The following is an 18,998-nucleotide window of genomic DNA, read 5'->3' on the forward strand; positions in this document are numbered from 1 at the left end:
AGTGCATAAAATTTCTTATGAAAGTAAACTCTATGAATTAATCAGTGCTTCCTTAACAACCTGATCAAAAAAATCCTCTCTCCTTTTCAGGAGGGAGGATTTTTATTGTCTCAAGTCCGATTATTCCTTCTTGGCTGCCTGTGCTGCAGCTGCTTCTTTCGCTCTTTCTTCGGCTTCCATCTTTTTAAAAGCTTCGGTCATCTTGATTTTACGGATGACTTCCTGTCCGGCAGGGCTCTTCAGGTAAATCAGGGTTGTCTTCGGCACCATGCGGTATACCGTTTCCCAATCGTCTTCTGCCAGTGCTTTACGGACGGAAGATGCAGATACGATCTGATTGCCCTTCTGCTCCCGCGGAATTTCCTTCAGTTCAATGCCGTTCTGGGCAAAGACTTCCCGCATGGCATTGTTGTAGGCAAGAGTGGTTTTGTCTGTCGGTTCTTCGCCTACGAAGCGGACCGTAATATTGAGAGCTGGTGCAATGCGGGTGGCAAAGACGGTGGCGTCCAGTTTAGTCTGAGCAGCCAGTTCATCAGTCCCCTTAATGAAATAGGTGGGGAATGTAGCATTGGAAATAATGAAATCGCCGCCGCTGATAACTTCCACGCCCTTCATATCCCGGACACCCTGTTTAATCAGAGAGAAACGATCGGAGAAGGGGAATATGGACCGGTCTTCCTGTACGGCGAAAATAATCACTTCATCGCAGTTATTGTGGGCATATTCGACCAGGCTACGATGTCCCAGAGTAAAAGGGTTGCAGTTCATCACGATGGCGCCCCGGTTCTTTCCTTCGCCGGTACCAAGAATCGCCCGTACCCGTCCCAGATAATCCTCCAGGGTGTCCGTGCCTTTTTCCAGGAGAGCTGCATAAGGTTCTGCCACGGCAACGCACTTGAAGCCCATATGCTCAAAAATCGGTACATTCTTAGGTTTCGTGAAAATCTGGTTTCCTGTCACCCCGCGGCGATAGGATTCCCCCTGCAGATTACGGATAATACGGCGGGTCAGGCCTTTCTTCTGATATTTGGCGCTGATGGCAATATCCCGCATTACCCGTCCGCCCAGGGAACCGGTGCCGATGAGCTGTCCGTCATCATAAAGCCCCATGGTATAATCAATATTTCCGGTAAAGGTTAAATCAAAACCTTTTAAAAATTCTATGACCTTCGCTTTTTCCGAGGGATCGGTTAAAAAGATTTCATGTTCAGTAATCATGGTCCGGACTCCTTTAGAAATAAAGTTAAATGGTATATTTATTACCTGTCAAGTAAATACTTCTACCCTTTCAGGCATATCCATTATAGCACATGATTCCAAAGCCCCTCAATATGTAAATGATATATATTCATCATTAGATGATATATATGAATAATATTTAATCTTCACTTCTGAAGCCATCCCGCTGCTCCAGCCGCCCACAAAAAAAGAAAAGCCCCCGGGACGGCTGTCCCGAGGGCTTGTGACAAAGACTGTTATTTCTTTTCTTCTGCTGCTTCCATTTCTTTTTCTTCGATAAAACGGATTGCATCTCCCAGAATATAGAGAGAACCGCAGATGAGGACAATATCCCCTTCTCCTGCTTCTTTCGTAGCATCTTCCAGGGCAGCCTTCACACTGCTTTCCGCCTTGAAATCCGCCTTGATTTTCTGGGCTTCGATCATCTTTCCGATTTCTTCCGGCTTTCTGGTTCTGGGTGTCGGCGCTTCGCAGGCAAAGACCTTATCCCCTTTGCGGATCAGAAGCTGGATGACCGTTTCTGTATCCTTGTCTGCCAGAGAAGTAAAGACGAAAAGACGCCGTTTATCAGGATACTGCTCCTGCAGCGCTTCCATAAGAGCTTCGGCACCGGCAGGATTATGGGCGCCGTCCATGACATAGGTAACACCTTTCACATCATGAATTTCAAAGCGTCCCTGCCACCTTGTTCTGGCCAGACCTTCACGAAGGTCATTTTCATTGACCCGGTTGTCCTGCTTCATAATGATGGAAAGAGCCATGGTGGCCACAGCCGCATTGACTGCCTGATGAGCACCGACGAAAGGAACAAAGAGAAGGCTTTTTTCCAGTTCCTTGGGCATATCTTTCCGTTTTACCGTTACCACCTGGCCATGTCTCCAGCGGCTTCGGGAGTCTACTTCGAAGTCCCGGCCGTAGAAATACAGGCGGGCTTTCTTTTCATGGGCTTCCTTTTTCAGCTGTTTCAGCGCTACATGCTGGGCTGCTGTTACAACGGGAATGCCTTCCTTAATGATTCCTGCTTTCTGGTGAGCGATTTCCTGCAGCGTATTTCCCAGGTACTTCATATGGTCCATGGCCACGTTGGTAATGACAGAAACCACCGGCAGAATCACATTGGTGGAATCATAGAGACCGCCCATGCCTACTTCCATAACGGCATAGTCCACTTTCTGTTCTTTGAAATACCAGAAAGCCATGGCAGTCAGCAGTTCAAATTCCGTGGGCGCTTCCACACCTTCCGCCGTCACGGCTTCAGCAGCCTCACGCACCACAGTGGCCGCTCTGGCAAAGTCTTCTCTGGAAATATCATGGCCGCAGACGTAAATCCGTTCCGTATAGTCCACAAGATGAGGGGAAACGTACCGTCCTATGCGGAGCTGAGCATTTTCCAGAACGCTGGTGATCATGGCCACCACGCTTCCCTTTCCGTTGGTGCCGGTGACATGAATCACCTTGTAGGCGGTTTCCGGGTTGCCCAGCTTTTTCAGCATGGCTTCGATCCGTTCCAGTCCCGGCTTAATTCCAAAGGAAGCTGCCTGTTCCAGATAAGCCACTGATTCTTCGTAATTCATATGTTCTCCTTTACAAAAGAAGTACTCCCTCATGAAAGGGAGTCTTCCTGATAATTCGATTGTACGCGGTTTCACCGCTATGGGGCTCTTAGAGCTGTTCCAGGAACTTCAGACGTTCGTCCAGAGATTTCATCTTCTCTTCGAACTGTGCCAGTTTTTCCTTTTCCTTCTGCACCACTGCTTCCGGTGCTTTAGCCAGGAAGCCCTTGTTGGAAAGCTTGCCGGAGGTACGGGCGATATCCTTCTCAAGAGCCGCCTTGTTCTTGGCAATCTTTTCTTTTTCTTTGGCTGTATCAATAAGGCCTTTCAGTTCAAGGTATACTTCCAGACCGGTGACTACGGAAGTAAGAGCATTTTCCGGCTTCGGCGCATCCGCAGGAATCAGTTTGATTTCTTCCACGTGGCCCAGTTTTTCGTAGTATTCTTTATGGTTTTCAATGCAGGCTTTCAGGTCTTCCCTGAGAACAGCCATCTGGATATGGCACATCTTATTCGGTGCTACATTGGCTTCTGCCCTCATATTACGGACAGCCTTGATAGAGTCCATAATCCGTTCAAACTGTTCTGCTTCTTCCGGGAAACGAAGAGCTTCATCAGCCTTCGGCCAGGGAGCTCTTGCCAGAATTTTGCCTTCATGAGGCAGGTGCTGCCAGAGATGTTCTGTGATGAAAGGCATAAACGGATGGAGCAGAGCCAGCATGCGGGTCAGGGTGTATACCAGGACATACTGGGTAACCTTGCGGTCTGTATTGTGTTCGCCGTAGAGACGGGTCTTGGCGGTTTCGATGTACCAGTCGCAGAAATAGTTCCATGCAAAGTTGTAAATGGAATCTGCTGCTTCGCCCAGTTCGTACTTGTCAAGGTTTGCGCTGACATAGTCTTCCGTAGCTGCCAGACGGTCAAGGATCCACTTGTCGGCCAGGGTGAACTGATCCTTGGACGGTACGAAATCCTTATCATAGTCATCCAGGTTCATCAGCGTGAACTTGGTGGCATTCCAGATCTTGTTGGCAAAGTTTCTGTTGCCCTCTACCTTTTCATAGTAGAAACGCATATCATTGCCGGGGGTATTGCCGGTAACCAGGGTAAAGCGGAGGGCATCGGCGCCGTATTTATCAATGACTTCCAGCGGATCAATGCCGTTTCCGAGGGATTTGCTCATCTTGCGGCCCTGGGAATCGCGGACAAGTCCGTGGATGAAGACGTACCTGAAAGGAATTTCATGCATGAATTCCATGGACATGAACATCATGCGGGCTACCCAGAAGAAAATAATGTCGTAGCCGGTAACCATGGTGGATGTGGGGTACCACTGCTTCAGCACCGGAGTCTGTTCCGGCCAGCCCATAGTGGAGAATGGCCACAGAGCCGAGGAGAACCAGGTATCCAGTACATCCGGATCCTGATGGATATGTTTGCTGCCGCACTTCGGGCATTCGGTCAGATCGGTGCGGGATGCGCTTACAGCGCCGCAGTCATCGCAGTACCATACCGGAATGCGGTGGCCCCACCAGAGCTGGCGGGAAATGCACCAGTCATGGATGTTTTCCAGCCACTGGATATAGGTCTTGGCAAACCGTTCCGGAACAAATTTTGTTTTACCGGAAGTAACAGCTTCCATAGCCGGACCTGCCAGGGGTTTCATCTTTACGAACCACTGCTTGGTGGTCATAGGTTCTACGACTGTCTTGCAGCGGGAGCAGTGGCCTACAGCATGCTTCGTTTCTTCAATCTTCACAAGAAGGCCTGCATTCTTGAAGTCTTCAATAATCGCTTTTCTGGCTTCATAGCGGTCCATGCCGTTGTACTTGCCTGCCTTTTCATTCATGGTGCCGTCTTTGTTCATGATGACAATGGTGGGCAGGTTATGGCGCTGACCTACTTCAAAGTCGTTGGGGTCATGGGCCGGCGTAATCTTCACGCAGCCGGTACCATAGGCCATATCTACATAATCATCGGCAATGATGGGGATTTCCCTGTCTGTGGTGGGAAGCTTTACCATCTTGCCTACCAGGTGGGCATACCGTTCATCCTTGGGGTTGACAGCTACGGCTGTATCGCCGGGGATGGTTTCCGGACGGGTGGTGGCAATCTGGATGTAGCCATCTTCTCCTACGATAGGATAGTTGAAATACCAGAGATGTCCTACTTCATCCTCATGTTCAACCTCGATATCAGACAGAGCGGTCTGGCAGCGGGGGCACCAGTTGGTAATGCGGAATCCCTGATAAATCAGTCCTTTTTCATAGAGGGAAACGAAAACTTCGCGGACTGCCCGGGCGCATATATCATCCATGGTAAACCGTTCTCTCTTCCAGTCGCAGGAAGAGCCGAGGCGGCGGATCTGGAGGCCGATACGGTTGCCGTATTTTTCCTTCCACTGCCATACCCTTTCCAGGAACTTTTCACGGCCCAGATCGTACTTGTTCAGGCCTTCTTCAGCAATCTGCTTTTCTACCTTGACCTGGGTAGCAATGCCGGCATGATCCTTACCGGGAAGCCAGAGCACATTGTAGCCCTGCATTCTCTTGTAGCGGATAAGGATATCCTGCAGTGTATTGTCAAGGGCATGTCCCATGTGAAGCTGTCCCGTTACATTCGGCGGCGGCAGCACAATGCTGTACGGTTTCTTTGAGGGATCCGGTTCATCGTGAAAGACGTCATTATCTTCCCAGAATTTATACCATTTCTGTTCAATCGCACCTGGATCGTATTTTCCAAGGTCTTCAAAATCTGCCATATTTTTCACTCCTAAAAATAAAAAATCCCCTTCATCCCATAGGACGAAAGAGTGCTTCCGCGGTACCACCTAAATAATCATCAATGATCGCTCATTTGCGTATAACGTGCGCCACGGGTTCATAACCAGCTCCGGGGTGACCTGCTGCTTCATCCTTACCGCCTTCCCACCATCGGCAGCTCTCTTGCAATTCATCCACAGCTTCTTCCCATCTTTGCTTTTCATATATGGATTTATAATAGCAGGATTCAAAATGAAATGCAAGGCCTGAAGCAGGAATGGTTTTTGAAGAAGAGGCACCGGTATAAAGGGATTTCCTTTTTCCTTCCTGCCGGCGCAGGAATATAAAAATATTACAGTGTCTCCGCAGCAGGGAGAACGATCTCACCGCTGCCCGCTTTTCCTTTCTTTTTTCTCTCCGACCCCGTCCCGTCTGTTTGATTTTATATAGCAGTCAATGGAAATGAATTGCAAAAACATACGATTTTATCGGCCTTTTGAAGTTATATAGCTAGCTATGCATATTGGCAAATAACAAATTTTTGTATTATAATATAGCCGATAAAAGAGAAATTTGCATAAACTTGATAAATCGTATACAATAAACAGGCTGTCCACCGGACTGCCTTTCGAACGTTAAGGAAGCGCCGATTCCCATGCTGAATCAGATTTCCAGGGCATTGTATTTCATGCCTGGTCACAAGTTTCCTTGCGTCGCCTGTTATCCGCGCTTTTCCTCAGCCGACTGGAGCTGTTACATGTTCGACAGAAGCTGAACCGGCGCTTCCTTCATTTCTGAAAAATACCTGTCTGGCGCGCCGTTCCGCCAAAACAGCAGTCACGCCTCTACCGGCCTTTGGACGGCTAAAAGGATACACTATGATTGACAAATGTAAAAAGCTCATCGGACTTTTGATCCTGATCGCTGCTGCCGTCATATCCGTCTATCTGATCCGTATGTATTATCCGGAATTTTACTACCATACGATCCATCTCACCATGGCCGGTGATGTGGACGGTCTGGCGGACTACATTTCCTCCTTCGGATATGGGGCTTTTCTGGTCAGCATAGGGCTTCTCATATTCTGTAATGTTTTCGGAATTCCAACTATTCCTTTTCTTACAGTCAATGGAGCCCTTTTTGGACTGCTTCCGGGTATCTTTATTTCCTGGGTAGGAGAGGTCATCGGCATTGAAATCAGTTTCCACATCGGACGTATCTTCTTCCGAAAAGAAGCCCGGCATCTCATTGAAAAGAAGCACATGCTCACCAAGCTGGACAAGTACAGCTGCGTGAAAAATATGGCTTTAGCCAGGGCGATCCCCTATTCCCCCAATATTCTTTTCACTGCCATTGCCGTACTGAGCCGGCTCACCAGCCGGGAGCATCTGAAGGCTACCCTGATCGGCAAGATTCCTTCCGTCGTGGTTGAAGTATGGCTGGGTCATGACCTGATTTACTTTTCCGAACACGGCACCCGTTTCATTGTGCTCCTGTTCCTTCTCCTGGCCGGCTATATCATTCATAAGATGTATAAAAAGCGTCGCTGCTTCAAAAATAAATGCCTGTAAAACTGTAATAAAAAAACGCCATGCTTCTGCATGGCGTTTTTTTATTACAGGCATGAATCGAAGATTTCATTACCTGTGTTTTTATTTCCGGAAATCCACTTCTTTGAACTCCAGCAGAATGTCTGCCATGTCCTTGATAATGGATTCGTATAATTCCTTTCCTGATTCAGTGAGGGTAATATATACCGCCCTCTTGTCTTCCAGACAGATGCTCCTGCTGATCACCGGTTTGTCATATTCCTCCAGCCGTTTGACAAGACGGGAAAGCGCGCTCTGGCTCATCTGCACGCAGCGGCAGGCATCCTGTATGCGCATGGTATGCTCCGGTTCTTCACACAAATAATAGAGAAGATAGAAATCATTCAGGCACAGCCCTGTCCGGTCATGGATTCTGCCTTCGATTTTCTGTTCAAGCCTTCTGTACTGACTGGTAAATCTCATCCAGCTGTGGATGATTTTACATTCTGCCGTATCCTGCATCACATTCACTCCCTCTTGCGGAAAGCGCCGGTCCCTTAAAAAACTATATCAAGAAAGGAAAGCCTGCACTTTCCTGCCGGTTATACGCACAGGCATATCCTATGCTTTTCCCTTCATTCTGTCAACCGGCCTTCCCTCCGCCGGTTATAAACAGCTGGAAGCCCAGTCCTTCAGTTCCGCATCTGTCATTCTCGGTGTCAACCGTTTACCCTCTTTGACAACTGCATCCTTCACCAGTTCCCTCATGTACTGTGCTGTCTTCCCCAGCGGGCTGGCACCGGAAGTAGCAAAGGGAATGATTTCCTTTCCATGGAAATCTTCCGATTCCAGGAACGTATCAATAATCTTAGGCTCCCTGTACCACCAGATAGGAAAACCGATAAATACTTTCTTATAGGAAGAAATATCTTTGATTCCGCCGGAAATAGCCGGTCTTGCTTCCGGATCCTTTGTTTCAATGGAGCTGCGGCTGTGTGCATCATGCCAGTTTAAATCCGCTCCGGTATAGGGAACCTCCGGTACAATCCGGTAAAGATCCGCCCCAAGGAGGGCTCCTAATTTTTCTGCCACGCGGGCAGTCGTTCCTGTTGCTGAAAAATATGCCACCAGTATATCACTCATCATCTTTCATCCTTTCTAATTCTAAATATAGTCCTGTCGGATACAATCTTAAAAATCAAGCAGCGCATTCCCGGGGAAGCGGTGACGCAATGGCTGTCGAACGAATCTGTACCTCTCCGGGGGAAAAAATGCATGCTTCTGACGCCCAGGCATTCCTTATGCTCTATGGCAGCGGGATCAGCCTGACTCTTCTTCCATCATGCTGCATTTGCATGCACATGCATATATTATGTCAGCAATTATGTCCTTCCACCCCTTCCATCCACCTCGTTGACTAATTTGTATGCACATGCATATAATATAACCGGATAGACTTTCTGTCAAGAAAATGGCGATAACTTTTTAAATTTCTCCTCTCTGCACCGGTATCCCTGCGTACATTCTCCGGAAACAATGCCTCCGAAAAGGCCGGCATGAGAAGATGGAATTCCTATTTTCAGCTGTTAAAGGAATTGCATGATGGCTGCTGTTCCACTTTGTGAAATCTAATTTCATGAATGCATTCCTGTTTTTCCGGGAGCACCTCTCCCATCAAAATGGTTTCCCTACTTTGTTTAGTTATTGTATAATAGACTTATAAAGATACTGGAAACACATTCTTTAAAGTTATAATAGCAATTCCTCTGAATGATTTTTTCTCAAAAGGAGGACAGGATGAAAGGTTACATTCAAGTATATACCGGCGACGGCAAAGGGAAAACCACCGCTGCCATTGGATTGGCCATCCGTGCCATTGGTGCAGGGAAAAAGGTATGCATTATTCAGTTTATGAAGTCTCTGGCCTATTCGGAGCAGAAAGTACTCCAGAGTCTCAAGGGAATCACCCTGATTACTCTGGGAAAGCCCTACTTCATCGCCAAGGAAGGCATGCTTACCGATGAGGAAATCAAGGCCTGGGGTGACAAGCTGGTAGTCTATCCGGCCGGCCATCCACCCAAGGAATACAGGGACATGGTCCGGAAAGGCATTGATGAAGCCATTCATGCCGTATCCGGCGCCTATGATGTAGTCATACTGGATGAATACAATATGGCCTGCTGGTACGACCTGGCTACCGAGGAGGATACAAAGGAAATCCTCGCCGCCCGCCGTCCGGAAGTGGAACTGGTATTCACCGGACGCAATGCGCCGTCCTATATCCTGGACGCTGCTGATTTGATTACTGAAATGAAAAAAATCCGTCATTACTATGACAAAGGTGTCATGGGAAGGGTAGGAATCGAAGACTGATTTCCCCTGCGGAGAAAGAAAGGATTACATAGAATGGAAAAAATTACAGGTAAAAGCATTTCCGGCATGGTTACTATCGGACCGCTCCGGGTATATCGTCACAAAGAATTCAACGTGGAGGAATCAAAAGTAGACCGTCCGGAGACGGAAGTGGCCCGGTTTGATTCTGCCCGGAATACGGCCTCTGCCAAAATGAACCAGTTTTACCAGGAAGCCGTTTCCCATGTGGGACTGGATAATGCTTCCATTTTCAAAGTATACCAGCAGATGCTGACGGAATCGGAATTTATTGATTCTGTACGCTCCATGATCCGCAGCCAGGGTATCAATGCAGAATATGCCATTTCCCAGGCAGAAAAGAACTTCACCCAGATTTACAGCTCCGGCGCTGATGTGTACATGCAGGCCCACATAGCTGATGTACAGGAAATCGCCCGCATCCTTCTGCGCACCCTGCGTCAGAAGAAGGCCATGTTCTCCGGCGACGAACCCTGCATTCTCTATGCCGATGACCTTACCCCCAGTGAAACCATCCAGATGGATACCAGAAAGATACTGGGATTTGTCACCAAAGAAGGCACCCCCACCTCCCATACTGCTATTCTGGCAAGGGCTCTGGGCGTTCCGGCCATTGTAGCCACCGGCACGGAAGTGGACGATTCCTTTGACGGAAAAACCGCTGTTATTGATGGCTTCTCCGGCACCGTATATCTGGATCCCACACCGGGCATTCTGGCAGTGATGAAAGAAAAACAGGACCAGAGCATCCGGCTGAAGGATCTGCTGCAGCAGCTGAAGGGCCTTCCCAGTGAAACCATAGACGGACACCGGGTGGAAGTGGCTGCCAACGTATCCTCCGCCTCCGATCTGGCCGCCGTACTGAAAAACGACGCAGAAGGCATCGGCCTCTTCCGCAGTGAATTCATTTACATGGGAAGAGACACCCTCCCCAGCGAAGAAGAACAGTTCAATATCTATAAGCTGGCCATTGAAACCATGGCAGGCAAACGGGTCATCATCCGTACCCTGGATATCGGTGCAGACAAGGAAGCCTCCGCTTTCCATCTGCCGAAAGAAGAAAACCCTGCCCTGGGCATGCGGGCCATCCGTATCTGCCTGAAACGTCCTGAAATCTTCAAGACTCAGCTCCGGGCCATCCTCCGCGCCAGCGCCTTCGGCAAAGCAGCCATCATGTTCCCCCTCATCACCTCTGTATGGGAAGTATGGAAGGCCAAAGAAATCCTGGACGAAGTGAAAATGGAACTGGACAAGAAAGGCATCGCCTACGATCACCACATGGAAGTAGGCATCATGGTAGAAACACCGGCCGCTGCTCTGATCAGCGACAAGCTGGCTAAAGAAGTGGACTTCTTCTCCATCGGTACCAACGACCTGTCCCAGTACACCCTGGTGGTGGACAGAACCAGCCGCGTACTTTCCGATTTCTTCAATCCCCATCATCCCGCCGTATTGAAACTGATTCAGATGACCGTAGAAAACGCCCACAAAGCAGGCATCTGGGTAGGCATGTGCGGCGAACTGGGTTCCGACCTTTCCATTACGGAGACCTTCCTCCGCATGGGAGTGGACGAATTCTCCGTTGCTCCTTACTCTGTCCTCCCGCTGCGGAAGCAGATCCGCTCTATCGATTTGAGCAAATAAATGATGAAATAGAAAAACGCCTCCCTCAGGAGGCGTTTTTTGTTGGGCAGATTTCAGGAAAGAACGGGGTGAGACGGGTTGTAGACTGGCGAGCCGGCAGATAGCAGGAAGCGAACCTCTCCTGTCACGCTGCAGGTCCCTTGCCACTTCATTTAAGGATCGGCAATACGTCCTTCGTCATTTCGAGCGCAGTAAAACGAAGTCGAGAAATTCTTTCTAAACAGTATGCTTTGGTGGGCTGATGAACCAGAGAATGAGTATTTCAGAAGTATAATAATTCACCCCGGTCACTTCCAGAGCAGCAGCGCCTCCCCCGTCATTTCCAGCGCAGTGATGCGGAGTTGAGAAATCTTTTTCGCTGATGGTTCCCTGTCAGGAAACAGGAAACCGTCATCACTTCTTATCTCAGCCATTTTAAGTTATCAATTTACAGACTCATTCAAATACATAGTATTCAATATAATATATAAATATTTAATTATATATAGTGACATTAAATGCATTATATGCTATTATTTTGATAGAACATTTCTTTTTGTTGAAAGGAGTTGACTATGAGACGAAAAATAGAATCCTTGAGCACCACATTTCTTTCTTTTTTGCGTTCCGAAGCTTCCGGCGGTGTCATTCTTTTGATCTGCGCCATTCTGGCGGTCATCATGGCCAACTCCCCCTGGGGCGAAGCCTATGAACACATCCTTCATACACCCATAACCATCGGATTTGGTTCCTTTTCCATGGAAATGGGCCTGCTGCACTGGGTAAATGATGGACTGATGGCGGTTTTCTTCTTCCTGGTAGGACTGGAAATCAAGCGGGAATTCCTGTACGGAGAACTGAAAACGCGGTCTGCCATGCTTCTTCCCGTATGCGGTGCCTTAGGAGGTATGCTGGTACCGGCCCTGTTTTACAGCCTTCTGAATTTCGGCACCTCCACTGCCGGCGGCTGGGGCATTCCCATGGCTACAGATATTGCCTTTGCACTGGGCATCATGACTATTGCTGCCAGAAGTGCGCCGCCAGGCCTGGTGGTATTCCTGACGGCTCTGGCCATTGTGGACGATCTGGGCGCCATTGTAGTGATTGCTCTTTTCTACAGCACCGAGCTGGCCTGGCTGGCTCTCTTCTCCGGTCTGGCTGCCCTGGCAGGTGCGTTCCTCTTAAACCGTTTAAAAGTCCATTTCTTTCCCGCTTATCTTGCTTTGGGTCTTGCCGCCTGGTACTTCTTCCTGCAGGCAGGCATCCATCCCACCATTGCCGGCGTCATTCTGGGATTTTCTATTCCTGCGGAAGGAAACTGCAAGATCTCCATGCTGCACCGCTGGGAAAAAAGGCTCTCCCCCTGGTCTGCCTACCTCATTATGCCTGTCTTCGCCCTGTCCAACGCAGGAGTGGAAATCTCCCTTTCTGCCCTGGACTTCTCTTCTCCCCTCCCCTGGGGCATCCTGGCTGGCCTGATACTGGGCAAACCCATAGGTATTTTCGGTTCTGTATTCCTGCTTCATAAGCTGGTTCATATCGACATTCCAGGAAGAGCTTCTCCCCGTGAGCTGGCAGCTACCGGTATGCTGGGCGGTATCGGGTTTACCATGTCCATCTTCATCGCCTCCATTGCTTTTACCGATGCTTCCCTGCTCAACCTGGCCAAATTTTCCATTCTTCTGGCCTCCACCCTTTCCGCTGTTCTGGGAACGCTTGTATTCTCCCTGGCAGGCAGCTCCTCCTGTGCGGCAAAAGAGACACTGCCTCTGGCGGATGCTGACAAAATCTGATATTTTCTGATAAATGATATCCATTATCAAAAGCCCTGTTCCGCAAAAGGAACAGGGCTTTTATGGTAAAACCGCTTCCTTAATTCACATTGTCCTGCACAATCTCGATGCCGCTGGAAAAGAGGCTTTCATCCATGTCCTTCCATTGTTTTCCTTTCCAATCATCTCCCAGCACTTCTTTGAAAAGGCGTTCTCCATAAATGACATCTGCTTTTTCCACCAGCTGCTTCAGTTCCGTCCGGTTACGGAAGCAGACTGCATGGCTGATGCCGGGGCAGTGGTCCTCTGCCAGAGCCAGGGTATGTCTGTACCAGGCCTCTGTCTCCCTGCTGTCCGCATAGAATGCGCGAACAATGGATTTCTTCCGGTCTCCTGCCATTCCTGCAGTAATAACCGGGTCTCCGATGAGGAGGACATTTCCCTGATCCGTCGCCTCTCCTCTGCCGGAAAAACAGAGCCGGTAGGGAATCCCCTGCTTCTCCTGCTCTATCACCAGAGGAAGGGCGGAAGTCACAGCTGCTGCATTCATTTTCGGCCGGGTGCCTTTCCAGGTGTCCAGCCTTTCTTCATCAGGACAGAAAACAGGGCAGTAATTCCTGCCCAGTTCCCTGATCATCCTGTCTTTCGCTTCCGCACCGATGCCTTCATAAGAGCAGGCGCCCCAGAGATAAACCGCATCTACCTCCCGGTCTCCAGCCCTGCCGGCCAGCACTTTCAGTCCTTCTGCTATGCCCTCGGCACTGCTTTTTCTTCCGTTGGAAGGTATATAGACTGCCGGAATATGACGGGACTGCAGCTCATCCAGGATATCCTTGAAATCAAAAGCCAGGGCTTCCGGAATGACAGAGCTCATAAGACAGCAGAGTTTCCCTTCCCCCTTCTTCTGATAGTCTTCCGCCAGCCGGTCAACCAGCAGCTCCTTCCAGCGGCGGGCTGCCTTTAAATTGCTGAACCGCGATTTCCGGAGATGAAATGTATCCACTTCCTCATCAGGCACGGCAAAGCATTCCGTGCAGCCTCCCGCATCTACCAGGAAATTATAGGTATCAAAAGGCTGCAGCAGGCGGGCAATACCGGCAAAATCAGTCTGCAGCGGAGGAAGTTCCCGGTGCCCCGGAGTGAATATCTTTCCCTCATCCGGTATCGCCTTCAGCACCTCCGGCAGATAGGCAAAAGGATTTCTTTCCGGCGATACCAGAGCGCCCCGCCATAGCACCTCCACCGGCACTCCGGAAGCTTCTGAAACTTCATGGATCACAGGAGCAAAATCTTTATCATAAATTCTCTCCAGGCAGGAGGTATAAATTACTACCCCTCCAATGCCTGCCATGGCCGTCAATTCTTCCAGTTTCCTTTTCAGCTTCTCTTCCCACCGGCCATTCCTGTATTCCTCCGGCTCAAACTCACAGGTAAAATACCGATCCAGCTGGCCGAATGGAGCAATGGCCAGATATACACCCCGCAGACAGGCTGCAGAGCCTATGGCCAAGAGTGCCAGATCCCTTCTCGCCAGAATCTGATTGGGAATCACCGCCACCGGCCCTTTCTTCTTCCGATGAACCGCCGGCTGCACAATACAGGTTTCAGGCTGTCTTTTTTCCTCTGTCATACTGATTCTCCTTTCTGCTTTCTTACACTGTAAATGAAACGGCGTCCAATGACAAATGAGAAGATTTGATGTCTTCCTTCAATAGGATTGAACAAAAAGCGGTCCCCTTTTCCGGGACCGCTTTCTCCTCTGTTTCACCACGTATTTTCCAGACGTAATCCGGTCTATATTCGCAAACCTTCCTTAGAAATTATAATTCAATGACAAAGTCCAGGAATCAGCCGGATCCTTCCCTTTCTCAGCCTGAGCGCCGAATGCATATTCGCCGTGGATAAATACATTTTTCATGATGGCTACATCTCCCATCACATTCCAGAATTTAATGTCTTCGCCTTTACCGCCCAGACCATTGGCCTTCCAGGTATTATCCCGGGTTGCGTCAAACATATTATTCTGAATCGGATTTCCTCCATGATAAATGCCACGGTCTACATCATTGTAATATGCTTCAAGCTGCCATGTACCCGGTTTTTTAGCATTCATGGTTCCATATCCCAGTCCCGCATTCCAGCCGGTTCCTTTATCTCCTATTGTATTTTTAGCATAGTCTCCATAAATTCTGAAGTCCCCAACCGGAATGGTAATATTGGCATCCATCACTTCATAATTTTTATCACTGTCATTTGTTTTGGACACTTTCCTTAAATAGCCCAACTGCAGCAGTCCTTTGGGCATATATTTCCAGTCTGCTCCTGCATAGAAAAAGTCCTTATCAATAAAATCAAAATTATTTTTGGCTAAGGTATCGCCCTGGTTAAACTGGCCGTAGCCTGCTTTAAGAGAAATATCCTTTCCCAGCCGGAAGCTTGCTTCCGCACCGTCGAAATCAGGAGCTCCACCATAAATCCAGCCTCCCTGATTACCTAATTTATACACATAACGTCCCAATTTAATTTCTGCCGGTCCTATTTTATGGTCTACATAGAGCATATCCATGGATGTGCTTCCATTAGGGCTATTCGTTTTATAGTTAAATGTAGAATTAAAACGGCCCCGTACATAAGTGGTCGGATTGATATCGGCTTTTACGAAAAGACGGATACGACCATCCCAGGTATCCGCATTGTCAAGACTCTTATTTAAATACCGTGCACGGGCATCACCGGACCAGGAAATATTCCCCACCTGTTTCTCCAGTTTCGCAACACGAACACCGAGACTCGAAAGCTCATCAGCATACTCTCCCTGCAGTTTAGCCAATGATGCACGCTGATCTGCCGTAAGCTGGTCTTCCTTGGCCATCAGACGGGCAACAATCTGTGCCATTTCAAATCGGGTCACATTCCTTTCCCCTCGGAACGTGCCATCCGGATATCCTTCAATTACTCCCTGATCTGATAAATCGGATACAGCCTGATAAGCCCAGTCATTAACTGACACATCGGAAAAAGGATTCGATGCCGATACAACAGCAGCAGCAGATGTCAAAGCAGCCATTAATAAGACCATGGATTTTTTCATAATTACGCTCCTCAATCACTAAAAAAAAATTATTAATTTTTTATATTTTACAATAATTTTATTGAAATTAAAATCTAATAATATTGAATTATTGATTCAATATTATTTAAATAGTCTAATGTTCATTTAAAAAATTAAATCTTTTCCCTTCGTCGGCTGTCAGATTAAAAAATGAATTTGCCCCCATGAGATAAGATAATTCTTTAGAGAAGCCGCAGAATCAGAAAAGGCTATCCGGTGCATGGAAAAAAGCAGTCCGCCTCAAAGGCAGACTGCTTTTTCTATGCCTCATTCTGCTATGCAGATATTTCGACCAACCAGCGGTTCATAAACCAGATGAACTTTCACATGATATATTTTTTCAAGCACTTCTTCCGTAATTACATCATCTGCTTTGCCTACGACCAGCCGGTGATCACAGAAAACCCCGACCTTGCTGCCAAGGTAAATGGCATGATCCGGCATATGGGTAGTCAAAATGACAGCGATGCCCTTTTCGGACAGTTTTTCAATCATTTTTACTACCCGGTACTGGTTGCCATAGTCCAGATGGTTGGTAGGTTCATCCATGATAATCATTTCCGGCTGCTGGATGATCGCCCTGGCAATGACTGCCTGCCGCTGCTGCCCGCCGGACAGCGTATTGAAGGAATGGTTTCTGATATCATAAATGCCCATTTCATTCATTACTTCATCACAGAGTGCGTAATCATTGGCGGAAGGCTTTCTGAACATTCCTAAGTGAGGTGCGCGCCCCATAACAATATAATCTCTTACAGTAAAAGAGTAGGCTGTATTCTGCATCTGCGGCACATAACCGATTTTTCTTGTGTATTCCTCTGCATCTTTCCGGGCATCCAGAATACGACCGGCATCCTCTATATAAATGCGGCCTGTTTTAGGTGCCAGGACTCCGATCAGGCATCGCAGAAGAGTCGATTTCCCGCAGCCATTCGATCCGAGAAGTGAAAATATTTCTCCCGGATTAACGGCAAAGGAAACATGTTCCCAAAGGTAATAGCTCCCATCATAGGTATAGGATACGTTTTCCACAGTCAATTTCATGATAAGGATAACCTCTGTTTCAAAAGCAGGAAGAAATAGAAAGGAGCACCAATCAGTCCCGTCAAGATACTGAGTGGAATTTCCGAAGTCATTGTTGCTCTGGACAGGGTATCAATAACAAGGAGAAATAAAGCTCCCAGAACTACAGATACAGGAAGCATTCTCTGGTTATTCGGACCTACAAGCAGGCGGGAGAAATGGGGAATCACAAGGCCTACCCAGCCAATGGTTCCGGATACGCAGACCGAGCAGGCCGTCAGAATGGTAGCACAGAAAATCACAGCATAACGGAGCCATTCGGAATGGGCGGAAAGCATATGGGCTTCTTCTTCAGACAAGGTAAGGATATTCATTCTCCAGCGGATCAGCATCATAAAGATAAGGCAAATGGCAATCGGAATCCCACTGTATAAAATATTATTCCAAACAACATTCGTCAGCGATCCCAGCTGCCAATAGGTAATGGCAGGCAGCTGTGTATCTGTATCTGCTATATACTTGATAATGCCGATAAATGAATTCATCAGACCGCCAACAATAATACCGGCAAGGACAAGCATAACAATAGAATTCTTACCGATTATCCTAGGAATCGACACAGCACAGGCTACCGCAATGATTCCTCCCACAAAGGCGCCAATCTGGATGCCTGCCTGCGAAATCCCCAGAAGAATAGCCAGGGATGCCCCTACGCAGGCGCCGGAAGAAACGCCCAGCATGTCCGGTGCTACCAGAGGATTTTTAAAAACACTCTGGTAGGATGCCCCGGACAGGGCAAGGGCGGCGCCAATCATCACAGCCGCTATGACCCTGGGAAGCCGAAGCGTATAAATAACACTGGCTGCCTGGGCCGGCCAGGTCTGATCCAGCGGATGAATGCCGTTGATGAGAATGCGGACTACCTGCTGCGGTTCTATATAATACCGTCCGCAGCTGATACTGATCACCGCCATCAATACAAGCAGAACCAGCAGCAGAAGAAGGATGGCTGCATATCCTCCGCCGGTCAAATGATGATCTTGTTTCATCAGTGCCTCCTCAGTCAATGGGCTGGCTGTTTTTATTGGCTTCATCTGCAAAAATCACCGCCAAATCATCATCGGAAACCTGAAGATTCAGGAAGTCTTTATAAAAGGCCTTTGTTTCTTCCCGCATGTGAATATCCGTAAAAATCTCCGGATGGAGAGTATGGGCAATCCATTTCATCATCAGCGGCGTTTCTACCCCCGGCGCATCCCAGCGGTAAAGACCCATGGGCACTTTGTAAACTTTGTGATTTTTCACTGCTTTCACGCTGGACCAGTCCTGTCCGGGGATCCGGTTTTCATAAAGGTCATCCGGTACAAATTTATCAAAATTGGACAGGAAAATAATATCCGGATCCATGCGGTATACTTCCTCCATGGGAATTTCCTTATTATTAGAGTCAAGCGCTGACTGTTCAATCGGATTGTAAGCACCGCCGATTTCCAAAGCCTGATGCATGAAATTATCATTTCCCTGCAGCCGCAGCTTTGCATTTCTAAGGAACAGTACTGTTGGCTTCTGCGAAGCATCTACCTCTGCTTTATGGGCAGTAATAGAATTATAGGCATTATCATAGAAGGCATTCAGCTTCTGCGCCTTATCCTGCTTTCCAAGAACTTCCCCCACAATCAAGAAGCTTTTCTTGAGGTTTTCCATATTATCGTTGTAAATCATAACCGGTGCTATCCCCAGCTGCTTTAATCTTTCTGCATCCTTTTCCTGATACTGCCAGAGAATACAGGTATCAATTCCTGCATTGACCATACTTTCAGCATTCACCGAAAAATCGGAGCCTATCATTTTTGTATCTGCCGTGCCGAAATGACTGTCCAGTCTTTCAAACAGATGTCCTTTATACGCACTCATAGCAGAAGGATGCACGGCAGCTATCCTTTCTGAACTGCCGCCGTCAAGAGCATAGACAATGGATGCCCAGGGAATGGGAG

Annotated in this window: 14 protein-coding genes; 4 read left to right on the forward strand and 10 right to left on the reverse strand. The window is 48.1% G+C overall.

What is annotated here, in order from left to right:
• Positions 1 to 120: 120 nt before the first annotated feature.
• The 3 genes from citC to ACI4N7_RS00360 form a co-directional block, all read right to left on the reverse strand.
• On the reverse strand, positions 121 to 1,218 hold the full coding sequence (gene citC, locus ACI4N7_RS00350) for a [citrate (pro-3S)-lyase] ligase (RefSeq protein WP_439731379.1): 1,098 nt from the start codon (positions 1,216 to 1,218) through the stop codon (positions 121 to 123).
• A 257-nt stretch (positions 1,219 to 1,475) separates the two neighbouring features.
• Entirely contained in the window at positions 1,476 to 2,813 is a 1,338-nt protein-coding gene (locus tag ACI4N7_RS00355) for a bifunctional folylpolyglutamate synthase/dihydrofolate synthase (protein ID WP_439731380.1), read from the reverse strand.
• A gap of 88 nt (positions 2,814 to 2,901) precedes the next feature.
• Positions 2,902 to 5,553, reverse strand: a complete 2,652-nt coding sequence (locus ACI4N7_RS00360) for a valine--tRNA ligase (protein ID WP_439731381.1) — start codon at positions 5,551 to 5,553, stop codon at positions 2,902 to 2,904.
• A gap of 879 nt (positions 5,554 to 6,432) precedes the next feature.
• Here ACI4N7_RS00360 and ACI4N7_RS00365 point away from each other — a divergent pair.
• Positions 6,433 to 7,125: a TVP38/TMEM64 family protein gene (locus ACI4N7_RS00365; RefSeq protein WP_439731382.1), complete on the forward strand. Its 693-nt coding sequence runs from the start codon at positions 6,433 to 6,435 to the stop codon at positions 7,123 to 7,125.
• An 81-nt stretch (positions 7,126 to 7,206) separates the two neighbouring features.
• Here ACI4N7_RS00365 and ACI4N7_RS00370 read toward each other — a convergent pair whose 3' ends face one another.
• Both ACI4N7_RS00370 and ACI4N7_RS00375 read right to left on the reverse strand, forming a co-directional pair.
• A complete protein-coding gene (locus tag ACI4N7_RS00370; protein ID WP_439731383.1) occupies positions 7,207 to 7,566 on the reverse strand; it encodes a MarR family winged helix-turn-helix transcriptional regulator in 360 nt (119 codons plus the stop codon).
• Positions 7,567 to 7,749: 183 nt separating this feature from the next.
• Positions 7,750 to 8,229: a flavodoxin gene (locus ACI4N7_RS00375; RefSeq protein ID WP_439731384.1), complete on the reverse strand. Its 480-nt coding sequence runs from the start codon at positions 8,227 to 8,229 to the stop codon at positions 7,750 to 7,752.
• Between the two features lie 651 nt (positions 8,230 to 8,880).
• On the opposite strand from ACI4N7_RS00375, the gene ACI4N7_RS00380 reads away from it, so the two are divergent.
• From ACI4N7_RS00380 to nhaA, 3 genes are all read left to right on the forward strand, one after another.
• A complete protein-coding gene (locus ACI4N7_RS00380; RefSeq protein WP_439731385.1) occupies positions 8,881 to 9,456 on the forward strand; it encodes a cob(I)yrinic acid a,c-diamide adenosyltransferase in 576 nt (191 codons plus the stop codon).
• Between the two features lie 33 nt (positions 9,457 to 9,489).
• Positions 9,490 to 11,118 (forward strand): phosphoenolpyruvate--protein phosphotransferase, encoded by a 1,629-nt coding sequence (gene ptsP / locus ACI4N7_RS00385; protein WP_439731386.1) that lies wholly within the window; start codon positions 9,490 to 9,492, stop codon positions 11,116 to 11,118.
• Positions 11,119 to 11,717: 599 nt separating this feature from the next.
• Positions 11,718 to 12,890, forward strand: coding sequence for a Na+/H+ antiporter NhaA (nhaA, locus tag ACI4N7_RS00390; protein ID WP_439731387.1), 1,173 nt, complete (start codon positions 11,718 to 11,720; stop codon positions 12,888 to 12,890).
• A 79-nt stretch (positions 12,891 to 12,969) separates the two neighbouring features.
• Here the strand turns inward: nhaA and ACI4N7_RS00395 are convergent, their stop codons facing one another.
• From ACI4N7_RS00395 to ACI4N7_RS00415, 5 genes are all read right to left on the reverse strand, one after another.
• The gene (locus ACI4N7_RS00395) at positions 12,970 to 14,499 is read right to left on the reverse strand and encodes a hypothetical protein (protein ID WP_439731388.1); all 1,530 of its coding nucleotides are present in this window, start codon (positions 14,497 to 14,499) and stop codon (positions 12,970 to 12,972) included.
• A 183-nt stretch (positions 14,500 to 14,682) separates the two neighbouring features.
• On the reverse strand, positions 14,683 to 15,960 hold the full coding sequence (locus tag ACI4N7_RS00400) for an S-layer homology domain-containing protein (protein WP_439731389.1): 1,278 nt from the start codon (positions 15,958 to 15,960) through the stop codon (positions 14,683 to 14,685).
• A 288-nt stretch (positions 15,961 to 16,248) separates the two neighbouring features.
• Positions 16,249 to 17,025 carry an ABC transporter ATP-binding protein gene (locus ACI4N7_RS00405; RefSeq protein ID WP_439731390.1) on the reverse strand — a complete coding sequence of 259 codons (777 nt, stop codon included), beginning with the start codon at positions 17,023 to 17,025 and terminating at the stop codon, positions 16,249 to 16,251.
• The gene (locus ACI4N7_RS00410; protein WP_439731391.1) at positions 17,022 to 18,053 is read right to left on the reverse strand and encodes a FecCD family ABC transporter permease; all 1,032 of its coding nucleotides are present in this window, start codon (positions 18,051 to 18,053) and stop codon (positions 17,022 to 17,024) included. The genes ACI4N7_RS00405 and ACI4N7_RS00410 overlap by 4 nt, the downstream gene beginning before the upstream one ends.
• 10 nt (positions 18,054 to 18,063) lie before the next feature.
• Positions 18,064 to 18,998: ABC transporter substrate-binding protein (locus ACI4N7_RS00415; RefSeq protein ID WP_439731392.1), on the reverse strand; the 935-nt coding region annotated here is incomplete at its 5' end.

Origin of the sequence: Dialister sp., from assembly GCF_051885895.1 — a bacterium.
Lineage (GTDB): Bacteria > Bacillota > Negativicutes > Veillonellales > Dialisteraceae > Dialister.

What these genes read in the sequence shown, in the direction of transcription:
- ACI4N7_RS00380 (WP_439731385.1), top strand. Translation starts at nt 8,881, where the DNA reads ATGAAAGGTTACATTCAAGTATATACCGGCGACGGCAAAGGGAAAACC.
- ACI4N7_RS00395 (WP_439731388.1), bottom strand. Translation starts at nt 14,499, where the DNA reads ATGACAGAGGAAAAAAGACAGCCTGAAACCTGTATTGTGCAGCCGGCG.
- ACI4N7_RS00410 (WP_439731391.1), bottom strand. Translation starts at nt 18,053, where the DNA reads ATGAAACAAGATCATCATTTGACCGGCGGAGGATATGCAGCCATCCTT.
- ACI4N7_RS00405 (WP_439731390.1), bottom strand. Translation starts at nt 17,025, where the DNA reads ATGAAATTGACTGTGGAAAACGTATCCTATACCTATGATGGGAGCTAT.
- citC (WP_439731379.1), bottom strand. Translation starts at nt 1,218, where the DNA reads ATGATTACTGAACATGAAATCTTTTTAACCGATCCCTCGGAAAAAGCG.
- ACI4N7_RS00355 (WP_439731380.1), bottom strand. Translation starts at nt 2,813, where the DNA reads ATGAATTACGAAGAATCAGTGGCTTATCTGGAACAGGCAGCTTCCTTT.
- ptsP (WP_439731386.1), top strand. Translation starts at nt 9,490, where the DNA reads ATGGAAAAAATTACAGGTAAAAGCATTTCCGGCATGGTTACTATCGGA.
- ACI4N7_RS00400 (WP_439731389.1), bottom strand. Translation starts at nt 15,960, where the DNA reads ATGAAAAAATCCATGGTCTTATTAATGGCTGCTTTGACATCTGCTGCT.
- ACI4N7_RS00360 (WP_439731381.1), bottom strand. Translation starts at nt 5,553, where the DNA reads ATGGCAGATTTTGAAGACCTTGGAAAATACGATCCAGGTGCGATTGAA.
- ACI4N7_RS00370 (WP_439731383.1), bottom strand. Translation starts at nt 7,566, where the DNA reads ATGAGATTTACCAGTCAGTACAGAAGGCTTGAACAGAAAATCGAAGGC.
- ACI4N7_RS00375 (WP_439731384.1), bottom strand. Translation starts at nt 8,229, where the DNA reads ATGATGAGTGATATACTGGTGGCATATTTTTCAGCAACAGGAACGACT.
- ACI4N7_RS00365 (WP_439731382.1), top strand. Translation starts at nt 6,433, where the DNA reads ATGATTGACAAATGTAAAAAGCTCATCGGACTTTTGATCCTGATCGCT.